This is a genomic window from Methylobacterium sp. WL64, from assembly GCF_008039945.1.
Classification (GTDB): domain Bacteria; phylum Pseudomonadota; class Alphaproteobacteria; order Rhizobiales; family Beijerinckiaceae; genus Methylobacterium.
On record NZ_VRVA01000045.1, the window covers coordinates 21,260 to 40,558 of the forward strand.

Annotated in this window: 19 protein-coding genes, 2 tRNA genes and 2 pseudogenes; 15 read left to right on the plus strand and 8 right to left on the minus strand. The window is 65.8% G+C overall.

Annotated features, from left to right (window positions below; all coding sequences use genetic code 11):
* Positions 1-156 precede the first annotated feature (156 nt).
* Complete coding sequence (locus FV242_RS18365; RefSeq protein ID WP_147905965.1) at positions 157-1,224, plus strand: spore photoproduct lyase family protein; 1,068 nt, start codon at positions 157-159, stop codon at positions 1,222-1,224.
* 51 nt (positions 1,225-1,275) lie between these two features.
* The gene (locus FV242_RS18370; RefSeq protein WP_147905966.1) at positions 1,276-1,734 is read left to right on the plus strand and encodes a nucleoside deaminase; all 459 of its coding nucleotides are present in this window, start codon (positions 1,276-1,278) and stop codon (positions 1,732-1,734) included.
* Between the two features lie 37 nt (positions 1,735-1,771).
* Here the strand turns inward: FV242_RS18370 and FV242_RS18375 are convergent, their stop codons facing one another.
* The gene (locus tag FV242_RS18375) at positions 1,772-2,083 is read right to left on the minus strand and encodes an ETC complex I subunit (RefSeq protein ID WP_147905967.1); all 312 of its coding nucleotides are present in this window, start codon (positions 2,081-2,083) and stop codon (positions 1,772-1,774) included.
* 26 nt (positions 2,084-2,109) lie between these two features.
* Positions 2,110-2,186, minus strand: a tRNA-Pro gene (locus FV242_RS18380).
* A gap of 471 nt (positions 2,187-2,657) precedes the next feature.
* Between FV242_RS18380 and FV242_RS18385 the strand changes: the two genes are divergently transcribed.
* The 4 genes from FV242_RS18385 (at position 2,658) to FV242_RS18400 (ending at position 5,964) form a co-directional block, all read left to right on the plus strand.
* Complete coding sequence (locus FV242_RS18385) at positions 2,658-3,596, plus strand: SMP-30/gluconolactonase/LRE family protein (protein WP_147939919.1); 939 nt, start codon at positions 2,658-2,660, stop codon at positions 3,594-3,596.
* A 187-nt stretch (positions 3,597-3,783) separates the two neighbouring features.
* Positions 3,784-4,491 (plus strand): glutathione binding-like protein, encoded by a 708-nt coding sequence (locus FV242_RS18390; protein ID WP_147939920.1) that lies wholly within the window; start codon positions 3,784-3,786, stop codon positions 4,489-4,491.
* 7 nt (positions 4,492-4,498) lie between these two features.
* A complete protein-coding gene (locus tag FV242_RS18395) occupies positions 4,499-5,074 on the plus strand; it encodes an NUDIX domain-containing protein (protein ID WP_147905970.1) in 576 nt (191 codons plus the stop codon).
* A complete protein-coding gene (locus FV242_RS18400; protein ID WP_147939921.1) occupies positions 5,071-5,964 on the plus strand; it encodes an inositol monophosphatase family protein in 894 nt (297 codons plus the stop codon). Before FV242_RS18395 ends, FV242_RS18400 begins: the two co-directional genes overlap by 4 nt.
* Before the next feature lie 130 nt (positions 5,965-6,094).
* On the opposite strand, the gene FV242_RS18405 is transcribed toward FV242_RS18400, so the two are convergent.
* The gene (locus FV242_RS18405; RefSeq protein WP_147939922.1) at positions 6,095-6,415 is read right to left on the minus strand and encodes a helix-turn-helix transcriptional regulator; all 321 of its coding nucleotides are present in this window, start codon (positions 6,413-6,415) and stop codon (positions 6,095-6,097) included.
* 51 nt (positions 6,416-6,466) lie between these two features.
* On the opposite strand from FV242_RS18405, the gene FV242_RS18410 reads away from it, so the two are divergent.
* The 3 genes from FV242_RS18410 to FV242_RS34660 all read left to right on the plus strand — a co-directional run bounded on the left by FV242_RS18410 (position 6,467) and on the right by FV242_RS34660 (position 8,350).
* Positions 6,467-7,615, plus strand: coding sequence for an MFS transporter (locus FV242_RS18410; RefSeq protein WP_147939923.1), 1,149 nt, complete (start codon positions 6,467-6,469; stop codon positions 7,613-7,615).
* Positions 7,616-7,785: 170 nt separating this feature from the next.
* Positions 7,786-8,055: a hypothetical protein gene (locus tag FV242_RS18415; RefSeq protein WP_147939924.1), complete on the plus strand. Its 270-nt coding sequence runs from the start codon at positions 7,786-7,788 to the stop codon at positions 8,053-8,055.
* A gap of 124 nt (positions 8,056-8,179) precedes the next feature.
* On the plus strand, positions 8,180-8,350 hold the full coding sequence (locus FV242_RS34660) for a hypothetical protein (RefSeq protein WP_187193544.1): 171 nt from the start codon (positions 8,180-8,182) through the stop codon (positions 8,348-8,350).
* A 73-nt stretch (positions 8,351-8,423) separates the two neighbouring features.
* Here the strand turns inward: FV242_RS34660 and clpB are convergent, their stop codons facing one another.
* Positions 8,424-11,048, minus strand: coding sequence for an ATP-dependent chaperone ClpB (gene clpB / locus FV242_RS18420; protein WP_147939925.1), 2,625 nt, complete (start codon positions 11,046-11,048; stop codon positions 8,424-8,426).
* Between the two features lie 194 nt (positions 11,049-11,242).
* Between clpB and FV242_RS18425 the strand changes: the two genes are divergently transcribed.
* Positions 11,243-12,019, plus strand: a complete 777-nt coding sequence (locus FV242_RS18425; RefSeq protein ID WP_147939926.1) for an MOSC domain-containing protein — start codon at positions 11,243-11,245, stop codon at positions 12,017-12,019.
* A gap of 10 nt (positions 12,020-12,029) precedes the next feature.
* Here the strand turns inward: FV242_RS18425 and FV242_RS18430 are convergent, their stop codons facing one another.
* Both FV242_RS18430 and FV242_RS18435 read right to left on the minus strand, forming a co-directional pair.
* Positions 12,030-12,638, minus strand: a complete 609-nt coding sequence (locus FV242_RS18430) for a c-type cytochrome (RefSeq protein ID WP_147905977.1) — start codon at positions 12,636-12,638, stop codon at positions 12,030-12,032.
* Positions 12,638-13,912 carry a sorbosone dehydrogenase family protein gene (locus FV242_RS18435; RefSeq protein ID WP_187278476.1) on the minus strand — a complete coding sequence of 425 codons (1,275 nt, stop codon included), beginning with the start codon at positions 13,910-13,912 and terminating at the stop codon, positions 12,638-12,640. Before FV242_RS18435 ends, FV242_RS18430 begins: the two co-directional genes overlap by 1 nt.
* 314 nt (positions 13,913-14,226) lie before the next feature.
* Between FV242_RS18435 and FV242_RS18440 the strand changes: the two genes are divergently transcribed.
* The 5 genes from FV242_RS18440 (at position 14,227) to FV242_RS18460 (ending at position 18,282) form a co-directional block, all read left to right on the plus strand.
* Positions 14,227-14,880 carry a protein-L-isoaspartate O-methyltransferase gene (locus tag FV242_RS18440; protein WP_147905978.1) on the plus strand — a complete coding sequence of 218 codons (654 nt, stop codon included), beginning with the start codon at positions 14,227-14,229 and terminating at the stop codon, positions 14,878-14,880.
* 777 nt (positions 14,881-15,657) lie between these two features.
* Positions 15,658-16,473: a hypothetical protein gene (locus FV242_RS18445; RefSeq protein ID WP_147939927.1), complete on the plus strand. Its 816-nt coding sequence runs from the start codon at positions 15,658-15,660 to the stop codon at positions 16,471-16,473.
* 727 nt (positions 16,474-17,200) lie between these two features.
* Entirely contained in the window at positions 17,201-17,725 is a 525-nt protein-coding gene (locus FV242_RS18450) for a hypothetical protein (RefSeq protein ID WP_147939928.1), read from the plus strand.
* A 75-nt stretch (positions 17,726-17,800) separates the two neighbouring features.
* Positions 17,801-17,876: transfer RNA gene (locus tag FV242_RS18455), tRNA-Ile, on the plus strand.
* Between the two features lie 226 nt (positions 17,877-18,102).
* Positions 18,103-18,282, plus strand: coding sequence for a hypothetical protein (locus FV242_RS18460; protein ID WP_147939929.1), 180 nt, complete (start codon positions 18,103-18,105; stop codon positions 18,280-18,282).
* A 145-nt stretch (positions 18,283-18,427) separates the two neighbouring features.
* Here FV242_RS18460 and FV242_RS35570 read toward each other — a convergent pair.
* Positions 18,428-18,679 (minus strand): annotated as a pseudogene (locus FV242_RS35570) (transposase); the annotation flags it as partial.
* Positions 18,676-19,179: pseudogene (locus FV242_RS18470) on the minus strand (IS630 family transposase); the annotation flags it as partial. The pseudogenes FV242_RS35570 and FV242_RS18470, both read right to left, overlap by 4 nt.
* Positions 19,180-19,299: the final 120 nt, after the last annotated feature.

Sequence of the window (19,299 nt, forward strand, 5' to 3'; positions counted from 1 at the left end):
TGGGATAATCAATCAAGAGTCGTAAGAGAGTGTTGAGATCACGCGTCCATGGAATCGACCGCCGCGGACCATTGGGACCGCACGTCGCAAGCTATTCCGGTCCCGCCGTCACGCGCCATATCGCGGGTCGGGCCGCAGCCGGGCCCCGGACGCAGCATGGCCCTCACCAGCGACCTCCTCGACATCCGGACGATCTACCACGAGCCCACGGTGGGCGATTACCCGATCGGCAGGGAGATCCTGACGCGCTTCCCCGACGCCGAGCGCATCCCCGTGCCGTCGCACTGGAATATCCCGGCGCTCCACGGGAACGCGGGATCGGTGGAGGACTGGGTCCGGATCAAGCGCTCGACCCTGGTGCTCGGCGTGAAGAAGGGCCTGACCATGCGGCCGAACGGCCGCAGCGCCCACTTCATCGCGCCCTCGACCTCGAACGGATGCGCCATGGCCTGCGCCTATTGCTACGTGCCGCGGCGCAAGGGCTTCTCGAACCCGATCTCGCTGTTCGTGAACATCGACCAGGCCTGCGCGGCGATCGCCCGGCACGCGGACCGGCAGGGCCCCCTGCCGGCCCCCGACACAATCGACCCGGCGCACTGGATCTACGACATCGGCGAGAACGGCGACCTGTCGGTGGACGCGGCGGTGAGCAGCGGCGTCCGCACCTTCATCGAGCGGTTCCGCACCTTGCCGAACGCCAAGGCGTCGTTTGCCACCAAGGCGGTCAACCGCGATCTCCTGGCCTACGACCCGCAAGGCAAGACGCGGATCCGTTTCTCGCTGATGCCTGCCCGGATCGCCAAGATCGTCGACGTGCGCACGACGCCGATCCCGGAGCGCATCGCCGCGATCGACGACTTCGTGGCCGCCGGCTACGAGGTCCACGCCAATTTCTCGCCGGTGATCCTCTACGAGGGCTGGGAGGCGGATTGGCGGGCGCTGTTCGCCGAGATCGACGCCACGCTCTCGGACGCCGCCAAGGCGCAGCTTAAGTGCGAGATCATCATGCTGACCCACAATGCGGGGCTGCACGACGTAAATCTCGGCTGGCACCCCAAGGCGGAGGATCTGCTGTGGCGGCCGGATATCCAGGAAGCGAAGGTCTCGGAGGGCGGCGGCACCAACCTGCGCTACCGGACCGGCTGGAAAGGCCGCTGGCTCGCCCGGTTCAAGGCCCTGCTGGCCGAATCCCTGCCCTATTGCACCGTGCGCTACGCGTTCTGAACTCCCGGCCCGGCGGCGCGTTGGCGCGCGGGTTCACGCAGAGGCGCAGGGATGTCGGAGCACGAGAGCTATATCCGCGAAGCGGTCGCGCTGGCCGAGGCGAACGTTCTGGCCGGCGGATCTCCGTACGGCGCGGTGATCGTGCGCGACGGCGCCGTCCTGGTCCGGGCTGCCAACACCGTGCACGCCACCAACGACCCGACCGGGCATGCCGAGATGGTGGCGCTGCGCGAGGCCAGCCAAATGCTGGCGCGGCGCGACCTCTCCGATTGCGTGATGTACGCGAGCGGGCGCCCCTGCCCGATGTGCCATGCGGCGATGCGGCTCGCCGGCTTCCGCGAAGGCTACTTCGCCTTCTCGGCGGAGGAAGCGGAGGAGCACGGAGCCGGCAGCGCGAGCATCTACGCGGAACTGTGCCGCCCCCTGGACGAACAGCCGATGCGACTCAGCCAGATCCGGCCGGCGGGCGAAGCGCCCTACGCGGCGTGGAAAGCGCGCCGCGGTTCGTGACAGCCCGCGACCCCGCCCGCGGGCGCGCTGAAGCGCCTCAGTGGGTCCAGGGCGCCGTGCGGTTGAACTTGAAGTTATCCGAGTAGGACAGGCCCTTGCGGAACACCGGCTTGGCCGGCTGTTCGACCCGGTAGGCGATGCCCTCGCGCTTGGCGTAGGCGACCGCCTCCTCCTCCGTGTCGAACTCCAGGCGTACCTGCTGCATCATGTCGGCCGATCCGTTCCAGCCCATCAGCGGATCGATCTCGCGCGGGCTGGTCTGGTCGAACTCGAGAAGCCACTGCTTCGTGCGGGCCTGGCCCGACTGCGTGGCGTCCCGGGAGGGGCGGAAGATGCGGGCGCTCGGCATCTGAACTCGACAAGCTCCTGATCGAATGGTCGGGGCGATAGGATTCGAACCTACGACCCCCTGGTCCCAAACCAGGTGCGCTACCAGACTGCGCCACACCCCGACACCCCGTTACGGGTACAGATCCGTAGCGTTTCGCTGGTCCGGGCGCAACGGGGCAGCGGGCCACAGGGGCCATCCCGAGCCGGGATTGACCCGCCATTTATCGAAAGCAGGACCAAGCGTCGACACCCCACTTGTCAGACAATTGAGCGGCGCGTACGGTCTTCCTCAGGACGGCGAGGGCTGATTCTCGCACCGACGAACCGAACTGCATTCCATTGGGGGGCGGTGGAGACGCGGCGCGGAGATTGGCGGTGGGGGATCTTGGTTCTCGTCGCTCCCGCTGAGACGATGCCCCGGCCCACGATTCTATTCGACCGGCATCCTCTGCGATGCGTACGGGGTGAGCAGCCGGCGATCGCCTGACGAACCCGGCGCGGCGCCGCTCTCCGCCACTGGCATCGCCCCGTCGTTCCTATATCGCGGTTGGCCCGCGCCCGGATCGGCGCGCCGGTGCCAGGAGCCCAATCCCGTGTGGACGCCAAGCGCGCGCTACCCCGACCCGGCGGTCGAGATCCTCGACGCCTCGTTCGCCCGCTACCGGGTGTTCAGCGCGGCGGTCGAGCGCCTCACCACCGGCTGCCGCTGGAGCGAGGGGCCGGTCTGGTTCGGGGATGGGCGCTATCTCCTGTGGAGCGATATCCCGAACAACCGGATCCTGCGCTGGGACGAGGAGACCGGCGCCGTCGGCACGTTCCGCAGGCCGTCGGGTTTCGCCAACGGCAACACCCGAGACCGCCAGGGGCGGCTCGTCACTTGTGAGCATGGCGGCCGCCGGGTGGTGCGGACCGAGTATGACGGGTCGCTCACCGTGCTGGCCGACGCCTTCGAGGGCCGGCGCCTCAACGCACCGAACGACCTCGTCACCGCGCGCGACGGCGCGGTGTGGTTCACGGATCCGACCTTCGGGATTTCGGGCTACTACGAGGGCGAGCGCGCCGAATCCGAGCTCCCCCAGAACGTCTACCGGCTGGACGCGGAGACCGGCGCCCTGGACGTGGTCGCGCACGACATCGCCGGTCCGAACGGCCTGTGCTTCTCACCGGATCAATCGCGGCTCTACCTCGTGGAATCCCGCGGCGAGCCGACCCGGCGCATCGTCGCCTTCGACGTGGTCGGCGGCCGGACCCTGCGCGATCGCCGGGTGCTGATCGATGCCGGGCCTGGCACGCCGGACGGGATCCGCTGCGATCAGGACGGCAATCTCTGGTGCGGCTGGGGCATGGGTGACGACGCCCTCGACGGCGTCATGGTGTTCAACCCGGAGGGCTGCCTGATCGGCCGCATCCACCTGCCGGAGCGCTGCGCCAATCTGTGCTTCGGCGGCCGGCACCGGAACCGCCTGTTCATGGCGGCGAGCCAGTCGCTCTACGCCCTCTACGTGGACACGCAGGGCTGCCCCGGCGGATGAGGCCGCGATCGCTCCGGACGATGCTTGACCGGAACGCTCCAGAGACCCACCTCCCAACCGCCGGGGGCTCGGAGCCTCCTCTTGGACACCCGATCCACGAGGCGGCCCCAGAGCTTTGTTTTTGCGTCATCCTTTCCGAAAGCCGGCACCCATCGCCCAGGACGACGCGTCAGCGGGACATAATCCGATGATCGATCTGTACTATTGGCCGACGCCGAACGGCCATAAGGTCACGATGTTCCTCGAAGAGGCGGGTATTCCTTACCAGATCAAGGCGATCAACATCGGCAAGGGCGAACAATTCAATCCGGATTTCCTCAAGATCGCCCCAAACAACCGCATGCCGGCGATCGTGGATCACGAGCCGGCCGGCGGCGGCGCTCCGGTTTCCCTGTTCGAATCGGGCGCGATCCTGTTGTATCTCGCCGAGAAAGCCGGCCGCTTCATCCCGAGCGATCCGCGTGGCCGGGCCGAGGTCCTGCAATGGCTGTTCTGGCAGATGGGCGGGCTCGGGCCGATGCTGGGCCAGAACCATCACTTCTCGCAATACGCCCCCGAGAAGATCGATTACGCGATCAAGCGCTACGTCAACGAGACCAACCGGCTCTACGGCGTGCTCGACCGGCGGCTGGCCGATCGCACCTTCGTCGCGGGCTCGGATTACTCGATCGCCGACATGGCCTGCTACCCGTGGATCGTGCCGTGGGAGAAGCAGGGCCAGGACCTCGACCAGCATCCCAACCTCAAGCGCTGGTTCACGGCCATCGCGGAGCGGCCCGCGACCCAGGCTGCCTACGCCCGAGCGCCGGAGATCAACCCCGACCACGGCAAGACCATGAGCGAGGACGCCAAGAAGGTGATGTTCGGCCAGACCGCCGCCACCACCCAGCGCTGACCCGCTCATGACCGGCACGCAGACCGCCCTGCCCCTGCGGGTGATCCACCGGGGCTGGAACACCTTCGGCATCGCCACGCTGACCCAGCCCGACGGCAGCACGGTGCCGCGGGCCCTGGAGGACCACGGCGAGGCGGCCTGCGTGCTGCCCTACGATCCCGAGCGGCGGGTGGCCCTGCTGGTCCGGCAGAGCCGGGTCGGCCCGGCCTTCTGGGGCGAGCCGCCCGCCCTCGACGAGGCGCCGGCCGGGGGCCTCGACGGCGGCGAGCCGGAGGCGACCGCGATCCGCGAGGCGATGGAGGAGGCGGGCGTGCAGCTCGAACGTCTCGAGCGTGTCACCCATGCCTACAGCATGCCGAGCGTTTCCTCGGAGCGCCTGTGGCTCTACCTCGCCCCCTACCATCAGGCCGACCGCGTCGGCCCGGGGGGCGGATTGCCCGGCGAGGGCGAGCAGGTCGAGGTGCTGGAGGTGCCTCTGGCCGAACTCGCGGAGCGGGTCCGCGCCGGGCGGCTGTCCGATCTCAAGACCCTGGTCCTGGTCCAGGCGCTGATGCTGCGCCAGCCCGCGTTGTTCGCCGCATGATCGCACCCGACGCCCCGGCCGGCGATGTCCTCGCCGCACTGCTCGCCTTCACCGAGGAGGCCGCGCCGCTGGCGCTCGCGATGCGCGCGGAGGGTCTCGCGATGACCAACAAGGGGCCCGACCTCGGCCAGGCGCTAACCGAGGCGGACCTCGCCGTGAGCCGCCTGCTGCACGCGCGGTTCGGCCCCGACCTGATCGAGGAAGAGACCGCCGACGACCTCGGCCACGCGGCCGCCAAGGCGATGCTGGCGCGCGAGGCCTGGACCTTCGTGGGCGACCCGATCGACGGCACACGGCCGTTCGCGGGCGGCCTGTCGGGCTGGGGCGTGATGGCGGCGGCCTGCCGGTCGGGCTGGCCCCGCGCGGGCGTGATGAACCTGCCAGCCTGGAACGAGAATCGCTCCGCCCCCGCCCGCACGGAGAATGCGGAGACCGCCGAGGGCATCTTGTTCGCCGCCTCCGAGGGTCAGGCGTTCTGGGCGCCGACCCGGGGCGGGCGCCGGACGGAGGCGCTGCGCCCGTTGGCCCCCTCCCCCCGCCGGACCGGCCATGTCGGCTGGCTCGCGGTCACCGCCCAGCGCTACACCGTGGATTACGGGCGCGGCTGGTTTCCCTGGAGCGAGGGCGGCACGATCTCGGACGCAGCGCTCCTCGCCACGGGTCGGCTCGACGCGACCTTGAGCAACAACAAGCTGTGGGACCTGGCGCCGATCCTGCCGCTGTTCGAGGCCCTGGGATTCGGCCTCTACCACTGGCCCGACCTCGCCGCCCCGCCGGCCGCCTTCATCGACCTGTTCGACGCGGAGCTGTCCGCCCACGACGACCTCTGGCTGGTCTGCCGGGATCGGGACCAGGCGGCCGACCTGGCGGGGGCGATCCGCCGGGCCTAGCCACCAACCCAACGGGTTGGGAGGCCCTACTGTCTGGCAAGGCCCACAGGAATCGGGGCTCAGCGCCGGCTCCCGCCGAGGGGTATGCCCGTCGGAAACGCATTCTTCCTGGACGCAGCCGGCGACGCCCTCACGCTTCGGCCTCGCCATGGGCCATGATGGCGTCGAGGAGGCCGGGGAAGCGGGCGCCGACGTCCTCACGGCGCAGCGAGATCAGGCAGCGCATCCCTTCGGGCCGGGTGCGCGTCACGCCGGCCTCGCGCAGGATCTTGAGATGGTGCGTCATGGTCGATCGCGGCACGCTTTCGGCCAGGAGGTCGCCGGACGCGCGCTCGCCGGCCATTAGGAGGTCCGACACGACCGCGAGGCGGGTCGGATCGCTTAGCGCGAACAGCACCCGATGCAGGGTCAGCTCGGCGCGGTCGGGGTGAAAGAACTTGCGGGCACTCATGGCGCCTTATATGTACGATTTTCGTCGTAGATCGTAAATAGGCGGCGAGACGTGAAGCCAATCGCGATTCTGGCGCTCGGGATGTTCGCCCTGGGCTTGGATGCGTACGTGGTCGCGGGGCTGCTCCCGAAGATCGGAGCCACGTTCGACATTAGCGCCGGCGAAGCCGGACAGGCTGTCACGGTCTTCACGTTGGCTTACGCCCTGGCGGCGCCGATCTGCGCAGGTCTGCTCGCCGGACGGCCGGTGCGGCGCGTGCTCGGCGTGGCGCTTGCGATCTTCACTCTAGCGAACCTGTTGAGCGCCCTCGCGACCGGCCTGTTCGGGCTGCTCCTCGCCCGGGCGCTCGCCGGCCTCGCGGCCGGCCTCTACGCTCCGGTCGCGATCACATCGGCGGCGGCCCTGGTGGATCCGGGCCGCAAAGGGCGCGCGCTGGCGCTGACGCTGGGCGGCATGAGCACCGGGACGGTGATCGGCGTTCCGGCCGGGTTGTGGATCGCCGACAGGCTCGGCTGGCAGGGCGCGCTCTGGATGGTGACGATCCTGGGTGCGGCAGCGACTGCCGGCATCCTGGCGCGCCTGCCCGACATCATCGCCGCGGAGCCGCCGTCCTGGCGCGCGCGTGCGGCCTTGCTGACCGACTCAGCCATCGTCGCGACGGTGGCGGTCACGTTCCTAACGGCAATCGCCAGCCTCGGTCTCTACACCTACTTGGCATCCCTTCTGGAGCGGGCCGGGCTGGGTGGCGCAGCGGCCTCTCATTTCTGGGCCTGGGGCATCGGCGGGATGGTGGGTAGTTTTTCGGTCGGGCCGCTGATCGACCGGACCCGCGATCCCCGGCGGATCATGGCGGTCATCCTGGCCGCCCTGACGCTGGCGCTCGCATGGCTTCCCGGCCTGCTGGGCGTCTCGCTTCTCGGCTACCTGCCGGTGCTGCTCTGGGGCGCGATGGGCTGGGCCTCGCAGGCGCCGCAGCAGCATGCCCTGCTCCACCTCCGGCCGGAGCATGGCAGCGTCTCGGTCGCGCTGAACAGCTCCGCGAACTATCTCGGCGGCGCGGCGGGCGCGGCGCTCGGGGGCGTGGTGGTCACGCTGGCGGGAATCTCCGCCTTGCCGGTGGCGGCCGCCGCGGTCGCGGCTGGAGGGCTTGCGCTGCAGGTGGTCATCCTGGCTCACGCTCGGCGTGTTGCGGGGGGCTGATAGCGGCCACTATTCGATCAATTCTCGAGACGGGCCCGGATTTCGAGGATAGAAGTCTTATGCTGGGCGTTTTGACATGCGCGCCGTTGAAAGAGCTGCCATCATGCTGGCATCGACTCGATGTTCACCGTTCGACACAGTCGTCAGCACGGGTTCCGGAACTCTTACACATGACATCCGAAGACGAGATAGTCCGGTATTCGAACAGCAGCTGGACCGATAAGGTCGAGCGTCGGGAAACCATTCCGCTTGATGCGTGCCAGACCGATGAGATGGTCGCCTCGCTCGGCCAGTGCTTGACCGCGGTTTACGCTGTGAACGATGCCGTCGAAGCGGATGATTGTGGCGGCTTCAAGCGCAAGCACCTCGCGCAAGCTAGCAGGAGCATTGAGGAAGCCGCCACATTCCTCGATACGCTGAGCGCCAATCTCACAACATAGACGGACCATGGCCCAATCGGCCCTTTGGCGCGCGCAAATGCGCTGGCAAGCTGCGAGACGCGATAGCCGCAACAGCCATGGCTCGGGCACGCCTCCGGGCGGCCCAGGCGGGACATCCCAACACATGGAAACACGCATTAAGCGGCTCGAAATCAGGGCCAACCTGAAGAGGATCCTGGCCGATACCGCCGAGATCAAGGGGCGTGTGGCATCGATGCCGACGAGCCCGCAGCTGTTCTTGGCTCTGATCGCGGTATTCGTCGCGAGCGGCCTGCTGCGCTGGTTCGGACACTAAGGCGACGCCGCAATCGCAAAAAGAGGCGGCGCGCCGTCATCCGGCGCGCCGCCTTACTCGCAAACCGCAGCGCTCAGTTCAGGGCCACGTTCGCGGGCCGGCGCTCGGCGCCGACCGTGACGTCGCCAATCATCAGGCCCATCGGACCCGAGCGGACCGACACCGTCTCGCCGTCGTGGATCTTGCCCGAGAGCACCAGCTCGGCCAGCGGATCCTGGACGTTCTTCTGGATCACCCGCTTGAGCGGGCGCGCGCCGTAGGCGGGGTCGTAGCCCTTGTCGGCGAGCCAGATCTTGGCCTCCTCGTCGAGGTCGAGGACGATCTTGCGATCCTCCAGGAGCTTCGCCAGGCGCCCGAGCTGGATCTCCACGATCGCCCCCATCTCCGACCGCGCCAAGCGGTGGAACAGGATGATCTCGTCGACCCGGTTCAGGAATTCCGGCCGGAAGTGGCCCCGCACCACGTTCATCACCTCGTCGCGGACCGCATCGGTGTCCTCGCCCGCGGGCTGGTTCACCAGGTACTCGGACCCGAGATTCGAGGTCATGATCAGAAGCGTGTTGCGGAAGTCGACCGTCCGCCCCTGCCCGTCCGTGAGCCGGCCGTCGTCGAGAACCTGCAGCAGGACGTTGAACACGTCCGGATGCGCCTTCTCGACTTCGTCGAACAGCACGACCTGATAGGGCCGCCGCCGGACCGCCTCGGTGAGCGCCCCGCCCTCCTCGTAGCCGACATAGCCCGGAGGCGCGCCGATCAGGCGGGCCACCGCGTGCTTCTCCATGTACTCGGACATGTCGATGCGCACGAGCGCCGTGTCGTCGTCGAACAGGAAGCCGGCGAGCGCCTTGGTCAACTCGGTCTTGCCGACGCCCGTGGGGCCGAGGAACATGAACGAGCCGATCGGCCGGTTCGGGTCCTGAAGCCCCGCCCGCGCACGCCGGACCGCGGTCGAGACCGCCTCCACCGCCTCGCGCTGGCCGACGACGCGCTTGGCGAGCGCGTCCTCCATGTCGAGCAGCTTCTCGCGCTCGCCCTCCAGCATCTTGTCCACCGGTACGCCGGTCCAGCGCGACACAACCCCGGCGACGTGAGCGGGCGTCACCGCCTCCTCCATCATGCCGTCGCGACCGCCCTCGGCCTTCTCCTCGATCTCGGCGAGCTGCTTCTCCAGGCCGGGAATCACGCCGTAGGCGAGTTCGCCGGCGCGCTGGTACTGGCCCTGGCGCTGGGCCGCGGCCAGCTCGTTGCGGGCCTCGTCGAGTTTCTTCTTCAGGCCGGCGGCCGTGCCGAGCTTGTCCTTCTCGGCCTTCCACCGGGCCGTGATCGACGCCGAACGCTCCTCCAGGTCGGCCAGCTCCCGCTCCAGCCGGACCAGCCGGTCGCGGGAGGCGGAATCGGTCTCCTTCTTGAGCGCCTCGGCCTCGATCTTCAGCCGTACGATCTCGCGGTCGACCGAATCGAGTTCCTCGGGCTTCGAATCGACCTGCATGCGCAGGCGCGAGCCAGCCTCGTCGATCAGGTCGATCGCCTTGTCGGGCAGGAACCGGTCGGTGATGTAGCGGTTCGAGAGCGTCGCGGCCGCCACCAGGGCCGAATCCTGGATGCGCACGCCGTGGTGCTGCTCGTACTTCTCCTTCAGCCCGCGCAGGATCGACACCGTGTCCTCCACGGTGGGCTCCGACACGAAGACCGGCTGGAAGCGCCGGGCCAGGGCCGCGTCTTTCTCCACGTGCTTGCGGTACTCGTCCAGCGTGGTCGCGCCGACGCAGTGCAGTTCGCCGCGGGCGAGCGCCGGCTTCAGCAGGTTCGAGGCGTCCATCGCCCCGTCCGCCTTCCCGGCGCCGACCAGCGTGTGCATCTCGTCGATGAACAGGATGATGCCGCCCTCGGCCGCCGTGACCTCGGAGAGCACGCCCTTCAGCCGCTCCTCGAACTCGCCGCGATACTTCGCGCCGGCGATCAGGGAGCCCATGTCGAGGGCCAGCAGGCTCTTGTCCTTAAGCGATTCCGGCACGTCGCCGTTGATGATGCGCAGGGCCAGGCCCTCCACGATCGCGGTCTTGCCGACGCCAGGCTCGCCGATCAGGACGGGGTTGTTCTTGGTGCGCCGCGACAGGACCTGGATGGTCCGCCGGATCTCCTCGTCGCGGCCGATCACCGGGTCGAGCTTGCCGTCCCGGGCGGCCTCGGTGAGGTCGCGGGCATATTTCTTCAGCGCGTCGTAGGCGTTCTCGGCCGAAGCGTTGTCGGCGGTGCGGCCCTTGCGGAGCGCATTGATCGCTCCGTTCAGCGACGCGGGCGTCACGCCCGCCGCCTGCAGCGCGCGGCCGGCCTCGGACTCCTTCTCCACCGCCAGGGCGAGAAGCAGGCGCTCCACCGTGACGAAGGAATCGCCGGCCTTCTTGGCGGCGGTCTCGGCGGTGTCGAACAGGCGCATCAGCTCGCGCGTCGCCTGCGGGGCCGACGCATTGCCGGAAACCTTCGGCTGCTTGGCGAGCCACTGCTCGGTCTGCGCCAGCGCGACCCGCGACTGCCCGCCCGCGCGGTCGATCAGACCGGCGCACAGGCCCTCGGGATCGTCGAGCAGCACCTTGAGCAGGTGCCCCGGCTGAAGCTGCGGATGGCCCTCGCGCATCGCGAGGTTCTGAGCCGCCTGGACGAAGCCGCGGGCGCGCTCGGTGTAGAGTTCGAAATTCATGCGTGTCTCACCCTCCCGTGCCGGCATCCGCCGCCCGAGATGGCGCGGCCCTGCCGAAACGTCGCCCCCCGGCACTCTGCCGCGAGGGACCCCGGCGCCGAAAGCCGCCGGTGATCCGGATGTGGTGTTGTATTTGCGCACCACAAGGGCTTCGGCACTTGCGCGGCACAGCTTTTCCAAGCCACCTTCGCGCCATGCAAGCCGCGCACGACATCGGCCTCCTCGGCCTCTACCGCTACCCCGTGAAGGGGCTGAGTCCCGAGCCCTTGGAACGGGCGGAGCTGGAGACCAGCGGCTTCTTCCCGGGGGACCGGCTCTATGCCATCGAGAACGGGCCTTCGGGCTTCAACCCGGTGGCGCCGCGGCACCAGCCCAAGACCAAGTACCTGATGCTGATGCGCGACGAGGCGCTGGCCCGCCTGCGCACCCGTTACGACGACGCCACCGCGACCCTCACGGTGGAGCATGCCGGCGAAACGCTGGCCTTCCGGCTCGACACGGAGGCCGGTCGCGACGGGCTGGCCGACCTGATGCGGCGCTACCTCCCGGAGAGCCTGCGGGGTGAACCGAAGGTGCTCGCGGCGCCGCCGCAATACCGGTTCACCGATTCGCCCACCGGCTACGTCTCGCTGATCAACCGGGCGAGCGTGACGGCCGTCGAAGACTATCTCGGCGCGCCGGTCGATCCGCTGCGGTTCCGTGGCAACCTGCTGGTCGATGGGCTGGCGCCGTTCGCCGAGCTCGACATGGTCGGGCGGGTGATCGAGGCCCCGAGCGGATTGCGGCTCAAGGTGACCAAGCGCACGGTGCGCTGCGCCGCCACCAACGTCGATCCGGTGAGCGGCGTGCGCGACCTCGACATCCCCTGGACTCTCGACGCACGGCTCGGCCACCGCGACCTCGGCGTCTACGCCGAGGTGATCGCCGGCGGAGCGCTGGCCGTGGGCGATACGCTGCGCACCGTCGGTTGAGCTGCGCTGCCTACAGCCGGGCCACGTAGGCCGCCAGATCCTTGATGTCGGCCTCGCTCAGGCCCTGCGCGACTTCGTTCATCGCGGGGTCGTAGCCCGGCCGGGCGTTCGACTTGTAGGCCGCGAGCGCCTGCGCGAGGACCTCTTCCCGCTGCGCCCGGATTCGGGGAATCGCATCCCGGCCGGCCAAGTCGGCGCCGTGGCAGGAATTGCACTGGTGCTTGGAGACCAGCGCCTGCGCGCGTGCCACCAGGGCCGGGTCCGCAGCCGGCCCCGACCACGCGGGGGGCGGCAGGGTCGCGACCGCATCGGCATAGGCGCGCAGGTCGTCGTCGGAGAAGCCGGCGGCGACGTCGTTCATCGGCGGGGCCTCACGCTGCTTCTCCCGGAACTGGAACAGCTGCGTCACGACATAATCCGCCTGCTGTCCGCCGAGCGAGGGTACACCCTCGGTCTCGGAGGTGCCGCTCCCGTGGCAGGCCACGCACGGGGCCAGCCGCTCCGGCACGGCCGACTGGGGTACGGTCGACTGGGGCGCGGCCAGAGCCGCCCCCGCCAGCAGGGCGCCGAGGGGCAGCGCGAGCCCCCGGACAACCCCGATCCTCGACGGACCGCGCATCACTGGCCGTAGCTGACGCGGTAGATCGCGCCGTTGTAATCGTCCGAGACGAGCAGCGACCCGTCCTTGGCGACCAGCACGTCCGCCGGGCGCCCGGCATACTTGTTGTCCTGCAGGAAGCCGGTCAGGAACGGCTCGACGGATGCGACCTTGCCGTCCGGGCCGAGCTTCGCCATCACCACGTCGCCCCCGAGCTTCGTCGTGCGGTTCCAGGACCCGTGCCGGGCGATGAAGACCGCATCCTTGTAAGCCTCCGGGAACTGCGCGCCGGTGTAGAACCGCATGCCGAGCGAGGCCGTGTGCGGCCCGAGCAGGCCCGCCGGGGCCGTGAATTCCGAGCAGGAATGGCCCCAGCCGTATTCGGGATCGGTGAACGTGCCCTGGTGGCAGAACGGGTAGCCGAAATGCTGCTTGCCGGGTTCGGTCAGCACGTTCAGCTCGTCGTTCGGGATGTCCTCAGAGACCCAGTCGCGGCCATTGTCGGTGAACCAGAGCTGCTTGGTCTTCGGGTTCCAGTCGAAGCCCACCGTGTTGCGCACCCCGCGGGCGACCACCTCGGCGTTCTTGCCATCGAGATCGATGCGCCGGATCTGGGCGTGCGTGTCCGGGGGCATCACGATGTTGCCGGGCGCGCCGACCGGGACGTAGAGCTTGTTGTCCGGACCGATGGCGATGAACTTCCAGCCATGGGCCTCGTCCTTCGGCAGGTCGTCGTAGACGAGGGTCGGCTTCTCGGCGCCGTCGAGGTGCTTGGCGATGTCGTCGTAGCGCCAGATCTTGGACAGCTCGGCCACGTACAGGGCGCCGTCGTGGAACGCGACGCCGTTCGGACGGTGGAGGCCGGACGCGATGGTCTTCACCACGCGCTTGCCGTCCGGCCCGGCCTGCGGCAGCACCGCGTAGACCTTGCCGACCGTGCGGGTGCCGATGAACAGCGTGCCGTCCGGCGCCTGCGTCATCGAGCGCGCGTTGGCGAGGCCGCTGGCATAGACCTCGACCTTGAAGCCCTCCGGCACCTTCAGCTTGTCGAGTGGCAGCTTGGCGGCGGCGGTGGCCAGGGGTGGCCCCGCTACCGGGGCGAGCTTGGCCGCGTCCCCGCCTTCGGGGCGTCCGTAGAGCGCCGAGCCGCGGTCGACCTGCACGGTGGCCGGGGGCGCCGAGCTGGCCGGCGTCTCCTGAGCGCGCGATCCGCCCGGAGCGAGGGTCCCGAGGCCCAGGCAGGCGAGCGCGGTGGCGAGCCCGCGGCTCAGGATCGGCTTGCTGGCTGGAATCATGGTGTCTCCCGATACGGCCGGCGTCTTGGATCGCCCGGTCCGGTCTGTACTCATTATTCAACGTCTAGCCGTGCAAGGCGAGCCCGCGGACAACCCTCGCGCGACAGCGGGATGCGGTCGTCACCCGCGCTCCGCTATCCGCTTCGCCGGTGGGCAGGCGTGTCGGCGACGTGCCCGTCCGAGAGAACCTTGCCTTTTGGCGGGTGATCTCCGAAAACGCGCGCGTCCGGAACGCTCGCGCTTGGCCGGGGCCCCCGGCGTCCGCCGCGGCCCGGCCGGGGCAGCATTCCGATCCGGTTCGAGGACACGTATCGATGATCGATTACGCGCAGGCGCGGCGGATGATGGTCGACTGCCAGTTGCGGACCTTCGACGTGAACGACAACGCGGTGCTCGACGCGTTCGACACGGTGCCGCGCGAGACCTTCGTGCCGAAAGGCCGCGAGCCGTTCGCCTACATCGATCAGACCCTGAATCTCGCCGGGGCCAACGGCGAGGCCCGTTGCCTGCCGGCGCCGATGGTACTTGCCCGACTGATCCAGGCCCTTAAGATCCGGCCCGGCGCCAGCGCCCTCGATGTCGGCAGCGGCACCGGTTACGCTGCCGCCGTGATGGCGGAACTCGGCGCGGATGTGACCGCTCTGGAATCGGCGCCCGGTTTCGCCGAGGCGGTCCGTGGCAAACTCGGAACCTCGGCCCGGGTGATCGAGGGTCCGCTGGAGGCCGGCGCCCCCAAGCAGGCCCCGTTCGACGTCATCCTGATCAACGGCCGCGTCGAGGTCAGGCCGCAGGCGCTGCTCGACCAGCTCAAGGACGACGGCCGCTTGGCCTGCGTGTTCGGCCCCCATCGCAACGCCAAGGCGACCCTGTTCGTGCGCGCCGGCGACGCTTTCGGCTCCCGCCCGCTGTTCGACGCCTCGCTGCCGCTCCTCGACGCCTTCGCGGCCGAAGTCGGGTTCGCGTTTTAGGTAAACTCGCCACACGTCCCACGAATTGGGAAGCGCCACCTGATGCGGCGCGTGGTGATATAGGTAAGACCACCTTCGGTCCGGACGCTAGGCTCCGGACGTTCGATATGAAGAAAGTCGCGAAAATATTTTGTGAAGTTTTAAAACGCTGGCCGGAGGTCGCAACCGCTGGTTGATGTCATTAATTAGAGATCACCATTTGATTGCAGTAATTTTATTTCGCGGCGCCCGCTCGATCGACTTACACAGGACCATCCGGAACAATGAGACCATCGTTGCTACGGCGATTGTCCAGATGTTCTGTTTTCACAAAAATACACGCCAGAAAAGACTAGAAAATGGGCCCCGGGGGGGCATTTTGAGTGGTCTTGCAGTCACTTACGCCTACCGCGACCAGCGATCTGCTCGCACCGAACAGGTCGAAAACAGGTTCTTCAAACTTACATTTTGCATACAAACAGGCCACAGAGCCTGCATTAACCGGCCAGCCTCCATCTCGATCAAGGTCAGTGACAAAATCGTGTGATAATATTTATGTTGATAAAACACAGCCTTTGAACGGTTTCTAGACTTATAAGATTGCGTCGATTGAGCAGCATACAACTACCGGATCGTAAATTCCTTAAATTTAATCACCTGCATAAATTTTTGAATCACTATAAAACCACCATCGAACCGATGTCGCAAGGAGAGACCAAGCCCTACAAAACTTTCGGAACGTCAGTTTGTGTCAGGCCGGAAATATGCTAAAATGAGTTCGATCTACAGTGAGTTTACATGACTACGCTGCAGGAAGCAGGAGCGAACATGAATCAGGCGGCTCAGCAAGACGGGACCATTTTTGATAATTTTGTTGCTCGGTGGGCTCCGTTTTTAAAAATTAGACGCAGCGGTTTGAAATGCCAGTCCGTTTCCTCCGAAGAACTGAATTTGCTAGATAAAATTGCTCAGCTTGAAGTACATACGATCCTTGATGTCGGCGCAAATGACGGCGAATATGCTGCCGTATGTCTAAATAAATTTACAATGGCGAAAATACATTCTTTTGAAGTAAATCCTTTATTGAATAAATATCTTAGCGCCAGATCGTTGTCCGACCGATTTATACTAAACGAGTTCGGTCTATCGAATAAAGACGGATCCCGTTTGCTAGAATACGACCCTATTTATCCTCAAGCATCGTTGCTAATTCATGGAAATGTGCCCCGTGGCGGCAAATGGGAAAAAACAATCGTCAAAGAATTGTCAGGAGATGCTTACTGTGAGAAAAACTCGATCAAATCAATCGATATTTTAAATCTAAATACCGGCCACGAAAACAATCTTGTTTTAGAGGGCTTCCAGGGCAAACTCGCCGCCGGTGATATTCATATAGTACAACTAAAATATTACTTATCGACGTCGAATCATTCCGACAGTCTGAGAAAAATAGTTGACGCCCTATCGAAACATGACTTCGCGCTAAGCACCATCTCTAATCGATGCATTAATTTTGAACAGCCGATCAATTACAATAGCCTGCCCAATGGAATTCATACATTCATTGCAGTTCACAAGTCACGCGAGAAAACTATCGCTCTGTTGGGAAAATAAGTTGATCTCAGAATTTATTATTTGCACTAATTTGTCGCCAATACTGATTGCTGGTTATTTCTGATCAAGAAACCTCATTCCTAGTTTTATCGGACGCTCATTGCCCTCTGCATCAGGCAAACCCCGCCTCAAAGTTATTACTCGGTTATCTCTCAAATTAATGCATTGCTAAGCCTGCCAATCTAAATAGCCCGCGTAGGTCACCCAGTTATTATGGCTAACAGCATAACCATAGGAGCTGGCGGTGGATTGATGGTGCTGTGACGGCGATCAGGCTGGAGAACATTGACATCGATGGACGTCTGCGCTGCTCGGTCACCGGCATTGAGACTTGCGGAGAAGGTTTGATACATAGAGCCTCGAAGCGGTCAACGGTGCCGAGCAAAGGACGTCGATCGCGACTTGCATGTCGATGATCCCTGAGAAAGTCTCACTCTTGATCCGACTTTCAACGGCTTAAAACGCATGACGACAGACAGGCTCTCCCGTCGCTGGGCGCCCAGAGATCTGGCTCAGCACGCCAAGGTGCTGTGAGCGTTGTGGCGCGGGCCGAGAGCAGCCTCGCCGACCCGACAGTCACGATTGCCCAGCTCAACACTTTCATGCAGGCTCTGCAGGCTGCAGGCGCGAGCTTCCGTCATCGCAACGATCATGAGATGGCCAAATGATACGCTTAGCGACTACGCCTGTAAGCCCACACCCCAAAACCGAAGAAGTCGATCGACCAATGGCAAATGACGACACGCTCGCAAGGGCCCTGGCCAACGTGAGGCATCAGCGCGAGACCCTTGAGGCTGAGTACGAGCGGGTGAGCGGCGAGTTGGCGAAGCTCCGCATGGCCGAGCGGTCGCTGGCGTCGATCGTTGAAGGCACGGCGATGATTGAGCTGGCTGACGATCAGCCGAAGCGCCGCCGTGCGTCCAACATCGATGATCAGCCTCGCGCTGGCCGCGGACCCCGAGGCCCCCGGGCGAACTCTGCCAAGGGTCGACTCAAGGCGCTCCTGGAGGATGCCGGCACCGATGGCCTGACGCACGCCCAGATCACGGAGCGCCTGACCGACGTAGCGGCCAACACCCTGGCCACATACCTCAGTGTGATGTCGACGAGCGGCGAACTCGAACGCCATGGCGATATCTACCGTGCCGGCGCTCCTGCTGCGACCATGGAGAACCAAGGCTCGGACGATCAGGCCGAGGGCGAGGCTGAGGACGATCAGGAGGGTACCGGTAAGACGGAGGCGGCCGAATAGGATCGCCCTCCGCTACGCCGCTTGCAGATGGGACACAGATTGCAACCGCAGGCCTGCGAGGGCTATGCGGGCGCAGGGCCTGTAGCTCAATGGTTAGAGCCGACCGCTCATAACGGTCTGGTTGCAGGTTCGAGTCCTGCCGGGCCCACCATCGTGTCATCCGCCGCCTCATGGAAGAGGCGCCGTCGATTAAGGGCACTGTGACTACCAAGCTGCTTTTAGGTTCGAAGAAGTTGGGTAGCGCTCTGTTCGGCCGGATGGCCCTATCCAGTCCGCACAGCCTTTCACGTCTGCGCGTAATTCGCCTACCGCGAGGGAGCGGTACTAACCGCAACTGCCGGTCCGGATCGCCGTTGTGTGGCGATCAGGAGGCATTGATGCTGCCAGACCTCATCATTGTGCTCCTGGTGTCGTTTGCGCTGGCCTTGAGCGTCTATGCGATCCGTCAGGGCGGCGAGTATGGCCACGACGTGCGGGACGCCGTGCTGATGTTACTAGTGCTTAGCGGATTAGTGACGGCGTTGGGAACTTCGATTTTTTCTCTGAACCGGCAATAGGACGATTGTGCAGCCAGAGATGCAAAGCATTCGCGTCTGAGTTGCCTATCTGTTTGATTGCGGAACGTCGTTGGGATGTGACCCATTGGGCAACTGAATTGGGATTGCCCCGTTTCTGTGGCTCTTCCTCACTTTGCGTGAATCGGGTGGCGAGGACCATGCGGCGCTGGAGGAGAACGAGACCTGCCCGGCCGTAGCTTTGGCGCTTGATCAGCTTGAGCCGGTTGATTTGGCCTTCGGCCTGACCGCTGCTCCGGGGCTCGGTCAGGGCAGCCTTAACCGCGGTTGCGTCACCGTCCAGTCCCGAGGCGAAGGTCGCGATAGCAGGAGCGCCGCAAACTCTCGTTTTCGCGATCCAAGGGTCGAGATCCGTGGCGCTAGAGCCGTGCCCTTTCAGGTTGGCTCATAGGCATCGTATCCAGCTGCAGTGAGGTAGTTTCGGCACTCATCCGGTCGAACGGCGGCGAACGCGTCCTCGATGGCGATGGTCAGGTCGGCGGCGGTCCGTGCTGCAGCCGTCCGGAGGAGGGCTTTGACCTTGGCAAAGACCTGCTCGATCGGATTGAAGTCGGGACTGTAGGGCGGGAGGTAGAGAACCCGTGCGCCGACCGCCTCGATGGCCTCGCGCACCCCGGCGACCTTGTGGGCGTTCAGATTGTCGAGGATGACGGTGTCACCGGGCCTCAGCACCGGAGCCAAGATGTCGGTGACGTAGGCGCGGAAGCGCATACCATTCGTGGCTCCATCGAAGACGCTCCTGGCGATCAGTCCCGTGGCGCGCAGGGCGGCGGTGATGGTGGTGGTCTTGTAGTGCCCGTGAGGCACGGCGATCCGGCAGCGCTGACCGCACGGAGCACGACCATAGCTGCGGACCATCTTCGTCGTAGCGGGGGACTGTCAGGAATTTCGTGTGGGGGCGGCCATAGTGGATCCGAAGGAGGTTCCCGATGGCACGACGCAAAGCACCCCACGTCCCTGACGCGATCCTGGACCAGCTCCTGGCCGGGGCCGATCCGA